The organism is Neorhizobium galegae, from assembly GCF_017877135.1.
Classification (GTDB): Bacteria; Pseudomonadota; Alphaproteobacteria; order Rhizobiales; family Rhizobiaceae; genus Neorhizobium; species Neorhizobium galegae_A.
This window is the reverse complement of sequence record NZ_JAGIPH010000004.1, coordinates 243,335-261,219: the sequence shown is the minus strand read 5'-3', so window position 1 is coordinate 261,219 and position 17,885 is coordinate 243,335. Positions and strand designations below refer to the sequence as shown.

Annotated in this window: 14 protein-coding genes; 5 read left to right on the top strand and 9 right to left on the bottom strand. The window is 61.6% G+C overall.

Annotation, left to right across the window (positions count from 1 at the left end; translation table 11 throughout):
- Nucleotides 1-22 precede the first annotated feature (22 nt).
- Both J2858_RS14125 and J2858_RS14120 read left to right on the top strand, forming a co-directional pair.
- Nucleotides 23-1,210, top strand: a complete 1,188-nt coding sequence (locus tag J2858_RS14125; protein WP_210105444.1) for an acyl-CoA dehydrogenase — start codon at nt 23-25, stop codon at nt 1,208-1,210.
- Nucleotides 1,211-1,418: 208 nt separating this feature from the next.
- Complete coding sequence (locus J2858_RS14120) at nt 1,419-2,855, top strand: NAD-dependent succinate-semialdehyde dehydrogenase (protein ID WP_210105443.1); 1,437 nt, start codon at nt 1,419-1,421, stop codon at nt 2,853-2,855.
- Nucleotides 2,856-3,136: 281 nt separating this feature from the next.
- Here J2858_RS14120 and J2858_RS14115 read toward each other — a convergent pair whose 3' ends face one another.
- From J2858_RS14115 to J2858_RS14085, 7 genes are all read right to left on the bottom strand, one after another.
- Nucleotides 3,137-4,159, bottom strand: a complete 1,023-nt coding sequence (locus J2858_RS14115) for a sulfate/molybdate ABC transporter ATP-binding protein (protein WP_210105442.1) — start codon at nt 4,157-4,159, stop codon at nt 3,137-3,139.
- Nucleotides 4,156-5,037, bottom strand: a complete 882-nt coding sequence (gene cysW / locus J2858_RS14110; RefSeq protein ID WP_210105441.1) for a sulfate ABC transporter permease subunit CysW — start codon at nt 5,035-5,037, stop codon at nt 4,156-4,158. Before cysW ends, J2858_RS14115 begins: the two co-directional genes overlap by 4 nt.
- 3 nt (nt 5,038-5,040) lie before the next feature.
- A complete protein-coding gene (gene cysT, locus J2858_RS14105) occupies nt 5,041-5,862 on the bottom strand; it encodes a sulfate ABC transporter permease subunit CysT (RefSeq protein ID WP_210105440.1) in 822 nt (273 codons plus the stop codon).
- Nucleotides 5,863-5,966: 104 nt separating this feature from the next.
- On the bottom strand, nt 5,967-6,953 hold the full coding sequence (cysP, locus tag J2858_RS14100) for a thiosulfate ABC transporter substrate-binding protein CysP (protein WP_210105439.1): 987 nt from the start codon (nt 6,951-6,953) through the stop codon (nt 5,967-5,969).
- Between the two features lie 197 nt (nt 6,954-7,150).
- On the bottom strand, nt 7,151-10,300 hold the full coding sequence (locus J2858_RS14095) for an efflux RND transporter permease subunit (protein WP_210105438.1): 3,150 nt from the start codon (nt 10,298-10,300) through the stop codon (nt 7,151-7,153).
- A 28-nt stretch (nt 10,301-10,328) separates the two neighbouring features.
- On the bottom strand, nt 10,329-11,462 hold the full coding sequence (locus J2858_RS14090) for an efflux RND transporter periplasmic adaptor subunit (RefSeq protein ID WP_348635491.1): 1,134 nt from the start codon (nt 11,460-11,462) through the stop codon (nt 10,329-10,331).
- A 60-nt stretch (nt 11,463-11,522) separates the two neighbouring features.
- A complete protein-coding gene (locus tag J2858_RS14085) occupies nt 11,523-12,128 on the bottom strand; it encodes a TetR family transcriptional regulator (protein WP_210105437.1) in 606 nt (201 codons plus the stop codon).
- 160 nt (nt 12,129-12,288) lie between these two features.
- On the opposite strand from J2858_RS14085, the gene J2858_RS14080 reads away from it, so the two are divergent.
- Both J2858_RS14080 and J2858_RS14075 read left to right on the top strand, forming a co-directional pair.
- Nucleotides 12,289-13,845, top strand: coding sequence for a PAS domain-containing sensor histidine kinase (locus J2858_RS14080; RefSeq protein WP_210105436.1), 1,557 nt, complete (start codon nt 12,289-12,291; stop codon nt 13,843-13,845).
- 53 nt (nt 13,846-13,898) lie between these two features.
- A complete protein-coding gene (locus J2858_RS14075) occupies nt 13,899-14,174 on the top strand; it encodes a BON domain-containing protein (protein WP_210105435.1) in 276 nt (91 codons plus the stop codon).
- A 79-nt stretch (nt 14,175-14,253) separates the two neighbouring features.
- Here J2858_RS14075 and J2858_RS14070 read toward each other — a convergent pair whose 3' ends face one another.
- Both J2858_RS14070 and J2858_RS14065 read right to left on the bottom strand, forming a co-directional pair.
- Nucleotides 14,254-16,599: a glucose/quinate/shikimate family membrane-bound PQQ-dependent dehydrogenase gene (locus tag J2858_RS14070; protein ID WP_210105434.1), complete on the bottom strand. Its 2,346-nt coding sequence runs from the start codon at nt 16,597-16,599 to the stop codon at nt 14,254-14,256.
- 148 nt (nt 16,600-16,747) lie between these two features.
- Nucleotides 16,748-17,248 (bottom strand): sigma-70 family RNA polymerase sigma factor, encoded by a 501-nt coding sequence (locus J2858_RS14065; RefSeq protein ID WP_210105433.1) that lies wholly within the window; start codon nt 17,246-17,248, stop codon nt 16,748-16,750.
- A gap of 188 nt (nt 17,249-17,436) precedes the next feature.
- On the opposite strand from J2858_RS14065, the gene J2858_RS14060 reads away from it, so the two are divergent.
- The gene (locus J2858_RS14060; RefSeq protein ID WP_210105432.1) at nt 17,437-17,805 is read left to right on the top strand and encodes a hypothetical protein; all 369 of its coding nucleotides are present in this window, start codon (nt 17,437-17,439) and stop codon (nt 17,803-17,805) included.
- Nucleotides 17,806-17,885 lie beyond the last annotated feature (80 nt).

The following is a 17,885-nucleotide window of genomic DNA, read 5'->3' as shown; positions in this document are numbered from 1 at the left end:
CAGTTTTAAAGTGGAGGTTCCATTGAGCGACCGTGCAGCATTCTCCTGGGAAGACCCCTTTCTTCTCGACGACCAGTTGAGCGAAGACGAGCGGATGATCCGCGATGCGGCTGCCGCCTTCGGCAAGGCCGAGCTTCTGCCGCGCATTCAGGAAGCCTATCTGTCCGAAACCACCGAACCGGAACTGTTTCGCCTGATGGGCCAGGCCGGGCTTCTCGGCGTCACGCTTCCGGAAGAATACGGCGCAGCCAATGCCAGCTACGTGGCCTACGGCCTTGTCGCCCGCGAAGTCGAGCGCATCGACAGCGGCTATCGCTCGATGATGAGCGTGCAGTCCTCGCTCGTCATCTACCCGATCTTTGCCTATGGCTCGGATGAACAGAAGAAGAAGTATCTGCCGGGCCTCGTGTCTGGCGAACTCATCGGCTGCTTTGGCCTCACCGAACCCGATGCCGGCTCCGACCCGGGCGGCATGAAGACGCGCGCCGAAAAGATCGAAGGCGGCTACCGGTTGCGCGGCTCGAAAATGTGGATTTCCAACGCGCCGATCGCCGATGTCTTCGTCGTCTGGGCAAAGTCGGAAGCCCATAACAACGAGATCCGCGGCTTCGTGCTGGAAAAGGGCATGAAGGGCCTGTCTGCGCCGAAGATCGGCGGCAAGCTGTCGCTGCGCGCCTCGATCACCGGCGAAATCGTCATGGACAGCGTCGAAGTTTCCGAAGACGCGCTTCTGCCGAACGTGTCCGGCCTGAAAGGTCCGTTCGGCTGCCTTAACCGCGCCCGCTACGGCATTTCCTGGGGCGTCATGGGCGCGGCCGAAGACTGCTGGCTGCGCGCCCGCCAGTATGGCCTGGATCGCAAGCAGTTCGGCAAGCCGCTTGCCGGCACGCAGCTTTACCAGAAGAAGCTCGCCGACATGCAGACCGAAATCACGCTTGGCCTGCAGGGCTCGCTTCGCGTCGGCCGCCTGATGGACGAGCACAAGATGGCGCCGGAAATGATCTCCATCATGAAGCGCAACAATTGCGGCAAGGCGCTCGATATCGCCCGCCAGGCCCGCGACATGCATGGCGGCAACGGCATCCAGATCGAATACCACGTGATGCGCCATGCCCAGAACCTGGAAACGGTGAACACCTACGAGGGCACGCACGACGTTCATGCGCTCATCCTCGGACGCGCTCAGACCGGGATCCAGGCCTTCTTCTGATACCCGCGCACGGCACCGGACAGCCATGAAAAGGATCGGGGGGACATCTCCCGATCCTTTTTTATTAGTCATACTTTTTGCCTCGGGCGTTGAATGTCGAACCTTTTTGTCCTAACTGAGGGGCGAAACTTCCAAACCAGGCCGCGATCCTCCCTCGCCCTGCCTCCCCGACCGTCCGCTTTTAAAGACCAAGAATTGAGGTCCTCTCATGCATAGCTATCCTGACGTAAAGCTTTTCATCGCCGGCGAATGGCGCGATGCCATTGGCGGCAAGACCATTGCCGTGGAAGATCCCGCGACCCAGGAAATCATCGGCCAGATCGCCCATGCGGAAAAGGCTGATCTCGACCTCGCTCTCGAAGCTGCCGACAAGGGCTTCAAGATCTGGCGCGACACGTCCGCCTTCGAACGCTCGAAGATCATGCGCAAGGCGGCCGACCTGCTGCGCGAACGCATCGATTACATCGCCTGGCTGATGACGCGCGAACAGGGCAAGCCGCTCGGCCAGTCCAAGGCCGAAATCATCAATGCCGCCGACACCATCGACTGGTTCGCCGAAGAAGCCCGCCGCACCTATGGCCAGATCATTCCGGCCCGCTTCGGCGGCGTGTCCAACATGGCCGTCAAGTTCCCGGTCGGCCCGGTGGCTGCCTTTACGCCGTGGAACTTCCCGATCAACCAGATCGTGCGCAAGCTCTCGGCTGCCGTCTCCGTCGGCTGCTCCATCATCATCAAGGCGCCGGAAGAAACCCCGGCTTCGCCGGCTGAACTCATCCGCGCCTTTGCCGATGCCGGCGTTCCGGCAGGTGTCGTCAACCTAGTCTACGGCGTTCCGGCGGAAATCTCCGAATATCTCATCCCGCATCCGGTCATCCGCAAGATCTCGTTCACCGGCTCCACGCCGGTTGGCAAGCATCTGGCAGCGCTTGCCGGCAAGCACATGAAGCGTGCGACGATGGAACTCGGTGGCCATGCGCCGGTCGTCGTGTTCGATGATGCCGATCTCGACAAGGCGATCGAAGTGTCGGCAGCGGCGAAGTTCCGCAATGCCGGTCAGGTCTGCGTGGCGCCCACCCGCTTCCTCATCCAGGACGGCGTGGCCGACCAGTTCATCGACGGCATCGTGAAGTATGCCGAGAACCTCAAGGTCGGCAACGGCCTTGAAGCCGACGTCACCATGGGTCCGCTCGCCAATGAGCGCCGCATCCCGGCCATGGAAGACATGATCAACGACGCCGTGTCCAAGGGTGCTGTCCTGAAGACCGGCGGCAAGCGCATCGGCAACAAGGGCCATTTCTTCGAGCCGACGGTTCTCGTCGACGTGCCGACCTCGGCCAAGATGATGAACGAAGAGCCCTTTGGCCCGATCGCCATCGTCAACCGCTTTTCGACCATCGATGACGCCATGGCAGAAGCCAACCGCCTGCCGTTTGGCCTTGCATCCTATGCCTTCACCAGCTCGGTCAAGACCGCCCATGCGCTTGGCCGCCAGATGGAAGCCGGCATGCTGACCATCAACCACAACGGCTTTGCCATTCCGGAAGTGCCGTTCGGCGGCATCAAGGATTCCGGCTACGGCACGGAAGGCGGCTCGGAAGCGGTGGAAGCCTACATGGAAACCCGCTTCGTCAGCCAGATGAGCTAAGCTTTCTGCCTGTTACGAAATCGAAAAGGCGTCGGGGAACCGGCGCCTTTTTTGTTGGTCGCGTATTGAGAAGAAAGCCCCCTCTGGCTGCCGCCATCTCCCCCACAAGGGGGGAGACACCATGTGGCAACGCCATGCCCTTCCGCCAACGCGTTCCTTGCCGTGACGATAGATGGGACAGGGTTGACTGTAGCTCATCGATTGGTGCGAGCCTCAGCCACCTGCGCTCTCCCCCCTTGTGGGGGAGATGGCGGCAGCCAGAGGGGGACTTTTGCCAACTATCACCCCAGCGAAAACACCTTGGCCCGGCGCAGCGTGACGAAACCCGCCTCGCCTTTTTCAACGGCCTGTTCCGGCTCGACGTCGAATTCCAGCGTCTCGCCGGTCGAAACCGTGGCAATGACCCGACGCTCACCCGGACGATCCAGCACGCGCTCCACCGTTGCGGCCACACCCGGTCCATGGGTCGACCAGTCGAGATCACGCGGGCGGGCAAAGATGTCGACTGGTCCATCCGGCACGCCGGCGGCAGCCACCTGCGCGCCGCCGACATGGGCAATCCCTGCCCTTACCTCACCCGTGAGGCGATTGGCGTCGCCCAGAAATTTCATGACGAAGGCGTCCTTCGGATCGCGGCAAACCTCCTGCGGCGTGCCCTGCTGGACGATTTTTCCCTCTTTCAGGATCACCACGCGATCGGCGAGATCGAGTGCTTCTTCCTGATCGTGGGTTACGAAGATGGTGGTGATGCCGAGCTCCTGGTGGATCTCGCGCAGCCAGCGGCGTAGGTCGTGGCGCACATTGGCGTCGAGCGCGCCGAAGGGCTCATCGAGCAACAGAACCTTCGGATCGACGGCAAGCGCTCGGGCGAGCGCCACGCGCTGGCGCTGACCGCCGGAAATCTGGCCGGGGAACCGGTCGCCGAGACCTTCAAGGCGTACAAGCCGCAGAAGATCCGCCACGCGGGCGGCAATCTCCGCCTTGTCGCGCTTGACCTTCGACACTTTCATGCCGAAGCCGATGTTTTCCGCCACCGTCATGTGCGGGAAGAGCGCGTAATGCTGGAAGACGAAGCCGACACCCCGTTCGCGCACCGGAATATCCGTTGCATCCTGATCGCCAAAATAGATGTGGCCCTCATCGGCATATTCGAGCCCTGCCACCATGCGCAGGATTGTCGTCTTGCCCGAACCGGACGGCCCGAGCAGCGCGACAAGCTCGCCGCTTTCAATCTCCAGCGAGACGCCATGCACGGCGCGAAAGGTCTCGAATGTCTTGATGACGCTATCGAGGCGGATTTTCATGGGCGTGTTTCCGGCGTGACGAGAATGGTGGCAGGCTTGACGCGACGGCCGGCACCGCGGCCTTCCAGCGCCACCTTGGCAATGATGGTAAAGACGGCGATGACCGCCAGAATGGAGGCCGAGGCAAAGGCGCCGGCGGCCTGGTAATCATGGTAGAGCAGTTCGATATGCAGCGGCAGCGTGTTGGTCTGGCCGCGAATATTGCCCGACACGATGGAGACGGCGCCGAACTCGCCCATCACGCGCGCGTTGCAGAGCACGACGCCGTAGAGCATGGCCCATTTGACATTGGGCAGCGTGACGGAAAAGAAGGTGCGCCAGCCGGATGCGCCAAGCGAGGTGGCGGCCTCTTCCAGATCACGCCCCTGCGCCTGCATCAGCGGAATGAGTTCACGCGCCACAAAGGGTGCGGTGACGAACATCGAGGCAAGCACAATGCCCGGCAGCGCAAAGAGGATTTTCACGTCGTAGGCGTCGAGCATGGGGCCAAAGATGCCCTGCAGGCCATAAACGAAGAGATAGGCCACGCCGGCAACGATGGGTGAGACGGAAAAGGGAATTTCCGTCACGATCAGCAACAGGCGCTTGCCGCGAAAATCGAATTTCGTCATGGCCCAGGCGGCGGCCACGCCAAAGATGGTGTTGAGCGGCACGGCGATGAGGGCGGTGATCACCGTCAGCATGATGGCATGCTGCGTATCGGCATTGGCAAGCGTCGCGACATAGACCTTCCAGCCCTGACGAAACGCTTCGACGCCGATGACGATGAGCGGTGCGAGGATGAGCAGCGCGCCCAGCAAAAGCACGATGCCGATCAGCAGGCGGCGAAAGAGCGGATTGTCGCCAACGCGCGGCGGTTTTCTGCGGGCGGTGCTCATTGGCTATCCTTTCACCGTGTAGCGCAGTGCGCGCGCCTGCAGCCAGTTCGTGACGGCGAGCATGGCGAACGCGGTCAGCAGAAGCACCGAGGCAATGGCGGCGGCGGCCTGATAGTCATATTCCTCCAGCCGGATGAAGATCAGCAGCGCGGTGATCTCCGTCGACATGGGCTGGTTGCCGGCAATGAAGATGATGGCGCCGAACTCGCCCAGCGACCGGGCAAAGGAGAGCGATGTGCCAGCGAGAAGCGCCGGCGCCAGAAGCGGCAGGATGACGGTTCGAAAGATCGTCCAGTCGGAACCTCCGAGCGACTGCGCCGCCTCTTCCAGCGCCGGATCGAGATCTTCCAGCACCGGCTGCACCGTGCGCACGATAAACGGAAGGCTGGTGAAGCACATGGCAATCATGATGCCGAGCGGCGTATAGGCGACCTTGATGCCGATATCGGACAGAACCGATCCGAACCAGCCATTGGCGGAAAAGAGGGCCGTGAGCGAAATGCCGGCCACCGCCGTTGGCAGGGCAAAGGGCAAATCCACCATCGCATCGATGATCCGGCGACCGGGAAAGCGGTAACGCGTCAGCACCCAGGCAAGCGCCAGCCCGAAGAAGAGGTTGAAGATGGTCGCCGCCAGCGCGGCAAGCGCCGTCACCCGATAGCTCGCAACCGAGCGCGGCGAAGAAACAATGGTCCAGTATTCGGCAAAGCCCAGGCTGGAGGCCTTGAAGATCAGCGCTGCCAGCGGCAGGACAACGATCAGGCCGACATAAAACAGGGTAATCCCGAGCGACAGATTGAGGCCCGGCAGGACATTGCGTCTCACGATGCGCTTCTTTCGGGGGTCATTGTAGGCACTCCTCGGAATTCACGGCAAAACCCGGCGGTGAGGATCCGCCGGGTTTTGCAAGCGTTGCCAATGCTATTGGGTTAACGGCTGCCGTACAGCTTGTCGAGCGTGCCGCCGGAGGCAAACTGCTCCTTCTGGATCTTGTCCCAGCCGCCGAACACGTCGTTGACATTCACCAGACGGATGGAGGGGAACTGATCCTTGAACTCTGCCGTGACCTTTTCATTGTGAACGCGGTGGCCGAACTGCGCCGCGATGCGCTGGCCCTCCTCGCTGTAAAGGAAGTCGAGATACGACTTGGCCAGTTCCTGCGTGCCGTGCTTCTTGGCCACCTTGTCGACCACGGCGACCGGGAATTCGGCGAGCAGCGAGACGGACGGAATGACGCTTTCCACCTTGTCGGCACCGTATTGCTTGGCAATGCCGCGCGTTTCGGCTTCAAACGTGATCAGGACATCGCCGGTTCCGCGCTCGACAAAGGTGGTAGTTGCCGCACGGCCTCCGGTGTCGAAGACCGGCACGTTGTCAAAAATCTTCTTCACGAAGGCTTCCACCTTCTCCTCGTCGCCGCCGAAGGCTTCCTTGGCATAGGCGGTGGCGGCGAGATAGGTGTAGCGCGCATTGCCGGAGGTCTTCGGGTTGGGGAAGATCACCTTCACGTCGTCGCGGGCAAGATCCTTCCAGTCCTTGATGTTCTTCGGATTGCCGGCCCGCACCAGGAAGGACGGGAAGGAATAGAAGGGCGAAGCCTCATTGGGAAAGTTCTTCTGCCAGTCGGCCGAGACAAAGCCCTGCTTCACCAGAAAATCGATATCCGTGACCTGGTTGAAGGTCACAACGTCAGCTTCCAGACCTTCCACGATGGCGCGCGCCTGCTTCGAGGTTCCGGCATGCGACTGATCGATGGTGATGCCCGGATGGGTCTTGATGAAGGCCTCGTTTTCGGCAGCAAACACCTCGCGGGCGACATCGTAGGACGCGTTGAGAAGCTTGTTCGGACCTTCGGCAAAGGCAGGTGCTGCAAAAAGTGCCGCAAGCGCAGTGCCAAGAATAAGGAGGCGGTTCATGAAAATCTCCGGTCAACGTCAGTTGAGCGGACTTTACGGGTTCACCTGCGCCAACGCGAGAAACCCGGCATCTGCCTTGGCAGACGGATCCGGAATTTTCCACTCAATCCAGGGTCGAACCGCGATGGTCTTTCCAAGCCATGCTTCCCCTCAAGAGAGGGCGGGAAGCGGCAGGGGCACCGCTTCCCGCCTGTCGCTCATTCCGCGGCGGTGGGAAGAGTGAGCGACGAGGGCTCCTTCGGGCGATCATCGTTCTCGCCGGAGGGCTTTCGGGATTTCGGCTCGCGGCCGAAGAACAGGGCGTAGGCGGCCGGCAGCACCAAAATGGTAAGGACAGTGCCCACCAGGATGCCGCCCATCATGGCATAGGCGAGCGGTCCCCAGAACAGGCCGCGGGAAATCGGGATAAGGGCCAGAACCGCCACCAGCGCCGTCAGCATGATCGGGCGAAAACGGCGCACGGCGGCTCCGACGATGGCTTCGGCCCGCGCCATTCCGGAGGCAATATCCTGGTCGATCTGGTCGACCAGGATGATCGAGTTGCGGATGATGATGCCAAGGAGCGCAATAACACCGAGGATCGCCACGAAACCGAAGGGAGCACCGGTGACGAGGAGCGCGGCCGATGCCCCGATGATGGCGAGCGGCCCCGTCGCCAGCACCAGCATCGACTTGCCAAAGTGCTGCAGCTGGATCATCAGCAGCGCGACGATCACGAACAGCATGACAGGCGCCTTGGCGGCAATCGACATCTGGCTCTCCGCCGCGTCCTCGGCGCCACCCTGGATCTCGACCTTGTAGCCCGCCGGAAGCGCACTGCGCAGATCGCCCATGCCCTGATACATCTTCAGCGCCAGGTCGTTGGGTTCAACACCATCCGGCACGGTCGCCTTGATGGAGACGGTCGGCAGGCGGTCACGGCGCCATTCGATGCCGTTTTCCTGCACGGGTTCGACGCGCGCCACCTGCGAGACCGGCACGAAGCCACCATTGTCCGTCGGGATGTAGATCGAATTAACCGCCGTCAGCAGATGGCGCGTCGCATCGGGCTCACGCAGGACGATGGACACGGTTTCCTCGCCATCGCGGAACTGGTCGAGCGTTGCCCCGCTCAACGTGGCATAAAGCATCTGGCGCACGCGCTGCGAACTGACACCCAGCGCACGGGCACGGTCCTGGTCGATGATGAGCTTCATGGCTATCACCGGCTCCAGCCAATCGTCATGCACGGTGCCGAGAAGCGGATTCTGATGGAAACGCTCCTTCACCTGATCGGCAATGCGGCGCACTTCGGCACGGTCTGGACCCGTCACGCGCATCTGCACGGCCCAGCCCACCGGCGGGCCGAGGAAGAGGCGATCGACCTTACCGCGCACCGTCGGGAAATCCTCGGCCAGGATCTTGCGCAGCTTGACGATCATCCGCTCGCGCTCCTCAAGCCCGTTTGACATTATGAGCAGCTGGGCGAAATTCGGGTTGCGCAGCTGCTGGTCGAGCGGCAGGAAGAAGCGCGGCGCACCTTCGCCGATGAAGGTGGCGACGAACTTCTTGTCCGGATCGTCCATGATCTTCTGTTCGAGCGCCTTGGCCTGGCGTTCCACCTCCGCAATCGCCGTGCCTTCCGGCAACCACAGATCGACGAGGATTTCCGGGCGCGAGGACTGCGGGAAGAAGCTCTGCGGGATGAACTTGAAACTGTAGAGAGAGCCTGCAAACACCATCAGCGTCATCAGGAGAACGATGATCCGGTGTCTGACCGCCCAGCCGACCGTTCCGCGCAAGGCGCGATAGAAGCGCGTATCATAGCTGTCATGATGCGTGCCGGCATGGGCGCGCTGCTTCAGGATCATGTAGCCGAGCCAGGGCGTGAAATAGACCGCGACGAACCACGAGGTCACCAGCGCAATGCCGACGACATAAAACAGCGAGCGCACGTATTCGCCGGCGGTCGAGGCCGCAAAGCCGACGGGAATGAAGCCGGCCGTGGTGATCAGCGTGCCGGTCAGCATCGGGAAGGCGGTCGAGGAATAGGCAAAGGTGGCGGCGTCGAGCTTTTCCAGCCCCTCCTCCAGCTTGCGCTCCATCAGTTCCACCACGATCATCGCGTCATCGACCAGAAGGCCGAGCGCGATGATAAGGGCGCCAAGCGAGATGCGCTGCAGCTCGATGCCAAGCTCGTACATGATGGCAAGGGTGGCGGCGAGCACCAGCGGAATGGAGATCGCAATGACGATGCCCGAGCGCCAGCCGATCGACAGCAGCGACACCACCAGCACGATGACCAGTGCTTCAAGAAGGGCCTGTGAAAACTCGCCGACCGCCTCGTGCACCACTTCCGGCTGATTGGAGATCTGCGCAACGGACACACCGACCGGCAGAGCGCTTTCGAACCGCTTGTAGGTTTCCTCGACCCACTGGCCGACATCCGTCACCTTGTAGCCGTTCTGCATGACCACGCCGATTTCCACGGCATCGCGGCCATTGAAGCGGAACTTGCGATCATAGGGATCGATCAGTCCCTTGCTGACGGTCGCGATATCGCCGAGGCGAAACACCTGGTCACCGCTTCGGATGCGCAAGGCGCGGATGTCTTCCGGCGTGCGCACGCCGCCTTCCACGGAGATGCGCACCGAGCGGGTTGCGGTTTCAACCGTACCGGCGGGATCGACATTGTTCTGGCCGGCGAGCGCGTTCTGGATATCGGTGAAGGTCAGATTGCGCTCGGCAAGCGTCTTGGAGGAGACGTCGACATAGATCTTCTCGTCCTGGGCGCCCAGGATCGAGACCTTCTCGACACCCTTGGTGGCCAGCAGCATGTCGCGGGCCTGCGTGGCGAAGGTCTTCAGCTCGGGATAGCTGTAGCCGTCACCGGTCAGCGCATGGAGCGTGATATAGGTGTCGCCAAATTCGTCGTTGAAATAGGGGCCGAGAAGCCCGCTCGGCAGTTCCTGCTCGATATCGCCGATCTTCTTGCGTACCTGATAGAAGGCATCGGCCACCTGTGCGGAACTCGTATCGCCCTTGATCTGCAGCGTCGTGATCGAGGAACCGGCGCGCGTATAGGATTTCACCCAATCCAGATGCGGGGTTTCCTGCAGCTTGCGCTCAATCTTGTTGACCACCTGATCCTGCATCTCCTCGATGGAGGCGCCCGGCCAGACGGCCTGCACCACCATGACGCGGAAGGTGAAATCCGGATCTTCCTTCTGGCCCATGTTCATGATGGCAAGGCCACCGATGACGATGATGATGCCGAAGAGGAAGCGGCCGATGCTCGGATGGGCGATTGCCCAGCGCGACAGGTTGAAGGGCTGTTTTCCGGACCTGTCCTGGCGGGAGGATGTCATGGAGGTGTCCTGCCTTTGAGCGTGGGGGTCAAGAACGGATCGGGGGCGCGGCATCAGCCTCGCCGGCGGTTTCGGACGCTTGCCCGTAGAGGCGGATCTTCATGTCCTCGCGCATGAACTGCGTGCCGGCGGCCACAACCACATCACCCTTGGCAATGCCACCGGTCACGCGCACGCCGTCATCGGAGAAGCCGCCAACTGTGACCTCGCGCACATGAACGGCGCCGGAGGCCTGGTCAAATACCCACACGACCGGTTTGCCGTTCTGCTTGGCAAGCGCCGAAAGCGGCAGAACATAGGCGGGCGTTGCGCCCTCTGTGGTCGCCGTCACCGTTGCGGTCATGCCAAGGCGCAGCTGCGGATCATCCGGCAGGCTGACGCGAACGGCAAAGGTGCGCGACGTGCTGCTGGCGCTGCCGGCGATTTCGCGCACGGTACCAATGAGCGACAGGCCGCTGTTCGACCAGAAGCTGGCCTTCACCGCCTTGCCAGGCTTGAACTCGGCAATATCGACCTCCGGAACGGCAATCTCGACTTCCTTGGCACCATCGGCAGCCACCGTGACGACGGAAGAACCGGCCGCCACGACCTGGCCCGCTTCAGCGCTGACGGCCGTGACGATGCCATCGACACCTGACTTCAGGCTGGCATAGGACACCTTGTTGCGGGCCTGCTCAAGCGCGGAGACGGCTGCATCGCGCGCGGCAACGGCCTGATCATGCGACAGCTGGCTCTGCTCCAGCGCCGATTGCGAGGTGACGCTCTTTTCCTGCAGGATTTCGGCGCGGCGCAGCGCAAGGCGGGTGATATCCACCTGCTTTTCCGCCGAGGCAAGTTCCGCTTCCGCCTGGCGCACGGACAGTTCGTAATCGACCGGGTCGAGGCGCGCGAGCACATCCCCGGACTTGACCCGCTGCCCGACATCGACCAGGCGTTCGGTGATCTTGCCATCCACGCGGAAACCGAGCGCGATCTCGCGGCGCGCCTTGACGGCGCCCGAATACTGCAGAAGCCGTCCTTCATCCGGCTCCGCCACCGTCACCACCTTGACGGGTCGCGCTTCGGGAGCGGCAGCCTGCTTTTCCTCGCTGCAGCCCACCAGGACCATCAGCGAAGCAGCCACGGCGAATTGTTGCCAGGACATCGTGGTCTTTTTCGTCACTTCTGCGGCTCCTACCGGCGTGTGAAGGGCGGATCGTCTCGATCCCCTGCTCTGAACTGACTAAACGAGAGCGCGCAGGATGAAGGCGGCCATATCATCCGGGCCTGCAACCTCATCCTGGCTCAGTTTTTTCGAAACGATCTGCGGGTGGCAGAATGCGGTGGCTGCCTGCATGAAGCACTCGGCCGCCAAAAGGCTGTCCTGCGCACGAAATTCGCCTGCAGAAATGCCATCGTCGATGATCGAGCGGATCAGTTCGCGCACGCGCTCCAGATGCTGCTGGATCACCTGCCATTGCTGGTCCATGGCCACCAGCACCATTTCATGAACCTTCTCGTCATCGAGCATGGTTTCGACGGTGATGCGGTGCTGCAGCAGAAGATGGTTCTTCAGGCGCTCTGCCGCCGCCCCGCCACCTTTGGCATTGGCGGCCAGGATGGCATATTGCTGCTCCAGCATACGCCTCGCGATGGCCTGGTGGATCTCGGCCTTGGAGGAGAAGAAGCGATAGATATTGGCGGGCGACATCGACAATTCGCGGGCGATGTCTGCCACGTTCGTCTTCGCATAGCCGTAATGCATGAACAGGCGCGCAGCGGTGTCGAGGATACGCTCGACATTCTCCTTGCGCGTATTTTCCTGGGACGGGGCCGACTGATCGCTCATGACACCTTCTGACTAACGACTGACGAATTTATAATTTCGTCAGTCGTATCATGCGCTGCCTTTTTGTCAACGCCCCCCGAAGATTTTTGAATGCCGTGGAACCATTTATGACAGAGCGCGTTTATAAGAGCCGCAAAATGTAGGCGAGGATGGGGGCGCAATGGCCGATGGCCTAAAGGAGCAGCTGGCAACACACGATCACGCGCGGCTGCTGATCAATTCCATTAGCGATTATGCCATCTACATGATCGACCCTCAGGGTCATGTGGCCAGCTGGAACCCGGGCGCCGAGCGCGTGAAAGGCTATACGGCGTCGGAAATCATTGGGGAGCACTTTTCCCGCTTCTATACGCCGGAAGACCGTGCCAGCGGCGCCCCGGAAAAAGGCCTTGCCGTTGCAACCAGCATTGGACGCTTCGAAAAGGAGGGCTGGCGCGTTCGCAAGGATGGCAGCCGCTTCTGGGCGAATGTGCTGATCGACGCCATTCGGGATGAAGACGGCACGCTGCTCGGATTTGCCAAGATCACCCGCGACATCAGCGAGAAGCGCGACACGCAACTGGCGCTCGCCAAAGCGCGCGAAGATCTGTTTCAGGCCCAGAAGGTGGAAGCCATAGGGCAGCTGACGGGCGGCATTGCGCATGACTTCAACAATCTGCTGATGGCCGTGCTCGGCAGCCTGCAGATCCTCGAAAAACGACTGCCCGCCGATCCACAGCTCACGCCGCTTGTGGCCAACGCCATTCGCGGCGCCGAGCGCGGGGCAGCACTGACACAGAGGCTGCTGGCCTTTTCGCGCCGGCAGGAGCTGGATGTCCGGACCATCGATGTGGAAGAGTCGATCGAAGGCATGCTGGAGCTGATGCGTCGGTCACTGGACGCCAACACGGCCATCGAGGCCTCCTATGAGGCCGACCTCCCCTATATTCTCACCGATGCCAACCAGTTCGAAACGGCGCTGATCAACCTCGTCGTCAATGCGCGCGATGCCATGCCGGGCGGCGGCACGATCCGCATTTCCGCCGCGGCTCAGCACCTGAGCGAACCCCAGGGAATGCTGGCGAGCGGCATCTACGTGGCGGTATCGGTGAACGACCGTGGCGAAGGCATGGATGCGCAGACGCTGGAGCGGGCGACAAGCCCCTTCTTCACCACCAAGGGGATCGGCAAGGGCACCGGGCTCGGCCTTTCCATGGTTCAGGGCCTGACGGAACAATCCGGCGGGCAATTACGGCTGGAGAGCGAAAAGGGCGTCGGCACCACCGTCACCATGCTGCTTCCAGCGATCGTTCAGAAAGATGCAGTGCACGTGCTGCCGAAGGAAGAGGTAATCCCCATGTTTGACAGCCCGATCCTCGACCGCGCGCTCACTATTCTCGCCGTCGATGACGATGCGCTTGTGCTCATGAACACCACGCTCATGCTGGAGGATCTCGGCCACACCGTGATCGAGGCGTATAATGGAGAAGAGGCGCTGAAGGTCCTCGAAGGTGGCACGATGGTGGACATGGTGATCACCGACCACTCCATGCCGAAGATGACGGGGGCCGAACTTGCGCACCGCATTCGCGTATCCCAGCCTCGTTTGCCGATCGTGCTCGCAACTGGCTATGCGGAGCTGCCGTCCGGCGAAACCATCCAGCTTCCCCGGCTTCCTAAGCCGTTTTCGCAGCAGCAGCTGAAGGCGTCCATCGCCTCTGCCCTGCAGGCCGGCTGAACCAAGGTCGCCTTCAGACGTTAGAATAGCACGCAACATCAGGAGGACACCGCATGGTTTTCAAACCACAGACTTTTCATGAACTGGAGCCGACGGTGGAGCGTGAGGTTCCGTCGCAGGCGGCGCTGGAAACCGCCGTTGCCGCAGCCCTTGCGGGCGCCGGCGGCCTTGACGCCACCGATGTCACCGTCACCGTCAAAGGCTCTCAGGCAAATCTTGCGGGACGCGTGCTTCGTCCGGGCGAAGTGACCCGCGCCGAAGAAGTGGCTCTGTCCGTGCCGGGCATCCGGTCGGTCGTCAACAGCATTACGGCCCAGCAGCCTCTCTGACCTTTTCCAGGCTGCCTTCAACGCAAAAAGCCCGGCGCGTGAGCCTCACGCGCCGGGCTTTTCTCATGAATGCCGAGGCTTAGCGCGGCAGGGCATAGGCGATAACATAATCACCGGCCTTGGTGCCGACCGAGCCATGACCACCGGCGACCATCACCACGAACTGGCGACCGTCATCCACCGAATAGGTCATCGGCGTGGACTGGCCACCGGCCGGAAGCCGTGCTTCCCACAGCTGCTCGCCATTGGTGAGGTTGTAGGCCCGCAGGTAGTTGTCGACGGCAGCCCCCAGGAAGGCAACGCCGCCCTTGGTGATCATCGGGCCGCCGATGCCCGGAACGCCGAGCTTGAAGGGCAGCGGCAGCGGCGTCATGTCGTAGACGGTGCCGTTCTTCAGCTTGTAGGCGATGTCGCCGGTGCGCAGGTTGGTCCCTGCGACATAACCCCATGGCGGTGCCTGGCAGGGGATCTGCAGCGGGCCGAGGAAGGGTCCCATGCGCACGGCATATGGTGCACCTTCGTTGCGGTTGAGGCCCTGTTCCGACCCCTTCTCGTCCGATCCCTTCGGCGGAACTTCCGAACGCGGAACGAGCTGCGAGGTGAAGGCAAGGTAGGTCGGCATGCCGAACATCACCATGCGCTCCGGATCGACCGCCACGGAACCCCAGTTGAAGGTGCCGAAATTGCCGGGATAGACGATCGTTCCCTGCAGCGAGGGCGGCGTGTACTGGCCTTCGTATTTCATCTGCTTCAGGCGGATGCGGCACACCAGCTGGTCAAACATGGTGACGCCCCACATGTCGCGGCCTTCCAGCGTGCGCGGGCGGAAGTTGAGCGCCGAGATCGGCTGCGTGGGCGAGGTATGATCCTCGGGGATCGCGCCGCCCGGAGCCGGCTTTTCGCTGACATCGATGATCGGTTCGCCCGTGCGGCGGTCCAGCACATAGATGTCACCCTGCTTGGTCGGGCCGATCAGGGCCGGTACCTGAGTGCCATCGGACTTGGTCAGATCCATCAGCACCGGCTGCGCCGGCACGTCCATGTCCCAGAGGTCATGATGCACGGTCTGGCGCACCCAGCGATCGGCACCGGTGTTGATGTCGAGCGCCACGATGGAGGAGGAATATTTCTCCACACTTTCCGAGCGGTTCATGCCGAGCTGGTCAGGCACCTGATTGCCGAGCGGAATATAGACGAGCCCGAGAGCCTCGTCATAGCTGAACACCGACCAGCTGTTGGGGGAGTTGGTCGTATAGCTCTGGCCCTCCGGCAAAGGAGCCGTCTGCGTCGGATTGCCGGAATCCCAGTTCCACACCAGGGCACCGGTGTTCACGTCAAAGGCGCGGATGACGCCGGACTGCGAATGGGTGGAGTAATTGTCGTTGACGGCACCGCCAATGATGATCTTGCCGCCGACAATGACCGGCGGAGAGGTCGAGTAATAATAACCGGCCGGATTATAGCGCATGCCGGCCTGCAGACGCAGCGTGCCATTGTCGGCAAAGGTCGTGCAGACCTGGCCGTTCTTGGCGTCGAGCGCGATCAGCCGGGCATCGGATGTCGGCAGATAGACGCGCGTGGCGCAGGGCGCATCCGGTGCGGCCGCCGGATCGGCATAATAGGTTACACCGCGGCAGGTCTGGTGCTGACGGTCCGGGTTGAGACCGGAATTGCTGTCGAATTTCCAAATCTGCTTGCCGGTTGTCGCGTCGATGGCGATCGCCCAGTTATGCGGCGTGCATACATAGAGCGAATTACCGACCTTGAGCGGGGTGACCTGATAGGTCGTTTCGCCCACATCCTGCGGCAGCTTGACGTCGCCAGTCTGGAAACGCCAGACTTCCTGCAGTTTGGAAACATTGTCGACATTCACCTGATCCAGCGGCGAGTATCGCTGACCGTAAGGTGTGCGTCCGTACTGATGCCATTCGCCGGGCGGAACGTCGCCTCCCAGATTGGGTGCTGCGGCTACCTGGTCCTGCGGCAGGTTGCCGTGGGTGTCCGTCGTATTGACCACCATAGAGATGACCGCGATGACGATGGCAAGCGCTACGGAGGCCCCAAGCGGGCCGGCGCTTGCGCCATAGCTAAAACCGGTCGTCGGGCTCTTGAAGCCCAGAGGCCTGCGGATCCATGGGGTGAGCAACCACATGCCGAGCACGATGATGACACCGCCGCGCGGGCCAAGCTGCCACCAGTCGAAGCCAACTTCCCACAACGACCAGCCGAGCGAGCCGAGAATGATCAGCGAATAAAGCCAAAGCGCTGCAGCGCGCCGCAGGAAAAGCAGGATGGCGGTGAGGAGAAAAGCAATGCCGGTGATGAGGTAATAGACACTCCCACCCAGCATCATGAGCTGGGCGCCACCGGCGGCCAGAGCAATCCCGATCAAGGAGAACAGGACCGCTGTGATCGTAACGGACATATTGAAAATCCCAAAATAGTGTGCGGAAGGCCATGGCCACTGGCCATACCCGCGCCGGTAACGGCATCCATCGTCAAAAGGTTCCAGAGCGTGTCTGAAACTTTCCAGTAGGGCGTTCCAATGCGTCCTCAAGACGAGGAGGTGTACTTTATTCCTCGCCAAGCTCCTGCAGAATCTGATGGCGGGCACGGTTCAGCCGGCTCTTTACGGTGCCGATGGCGCAATCGCAGATCTCGGCGGCAGACTCGTAGCTTTCCCCGAGGATCGCCACGAGCGTCAGAACCTCGCGGTAATGCGGGGGAAGTTTCGCCAGTGCCTGCTGCACTTCCCGGGCCCTTGCCTGAATCTCCTGCGTTGCCTCCATCGGCGAATCGCCGGACACGCATTCCTCAAGCCCCGGCGCCTCACGCCCCAGGATCTTCGCGCGCGTGTAAAATGTATTGCGCATGATCGTGAAGAGCCAGGATTTCAGCTTTGTGCCGGGCTCGAACTTGTCAAGGTTCCCGAGCGCCTTCATCAGCGTTTCCTGCACCAGATCATCTGCGTCGGACGAATTGCGGCAAAAGGTGCGGGCAAACGCGCGGAGAGCGGGGATGAGTCTGACAATGTCTGCGCGTGCAGGATCGCGACTCAACTGTGATTCGGACACCGTTGCAAACCTCTCCAATAGCGGTGGTGGGATCGAGGTGGCAAACGTCGCGTGTGTCTATTTGGTTCCGCTTGAATATGGCGATCGGCGGTTGTCCTTACCCCTTCCTCAATCCACGGCGTTGCGGAACAAACTCAGGGTGCTTTTCGTTCTTGGGCCAACTTCAAGGAAACCGAAAAGGTGGCACCATGAGCATCGTTGGAACCCAGGTGATTGCAGAGGGCGGCGGCAAGTCCGGCTATACGGTCGAATTCGTCGAGCAGGGCGGCAATGTCGTCTCCGTCAGCCTTCGCGCGCAGACCGCCGATATCAATCGCACCAACGCGATTGCAAAGGCGAAGGAATTCCTCGGCCGCATCGTTGAAAACGATGTCCTGCCGGATGAGATGGTGGATGCAAACAGCGCATCGGCCGATGGCGGCCAGACCCTGCCGCTGGAATCCGACCGCCATAACGGCGAGGATATCGAACAGCAGCTGGACAAGGGGCTTGAAGACACGTTTCCCGCAAGCGATCCGGTCTCGGCCACCATCACCTCCATCCCCGGCCGTACCTGATCCAAATCTGATCGATAAGTCACGCCCGGCGGCCGATCGCGCAGCCGGGCGTCGCTTTGCGTGCGCTGCCCATTGACAAG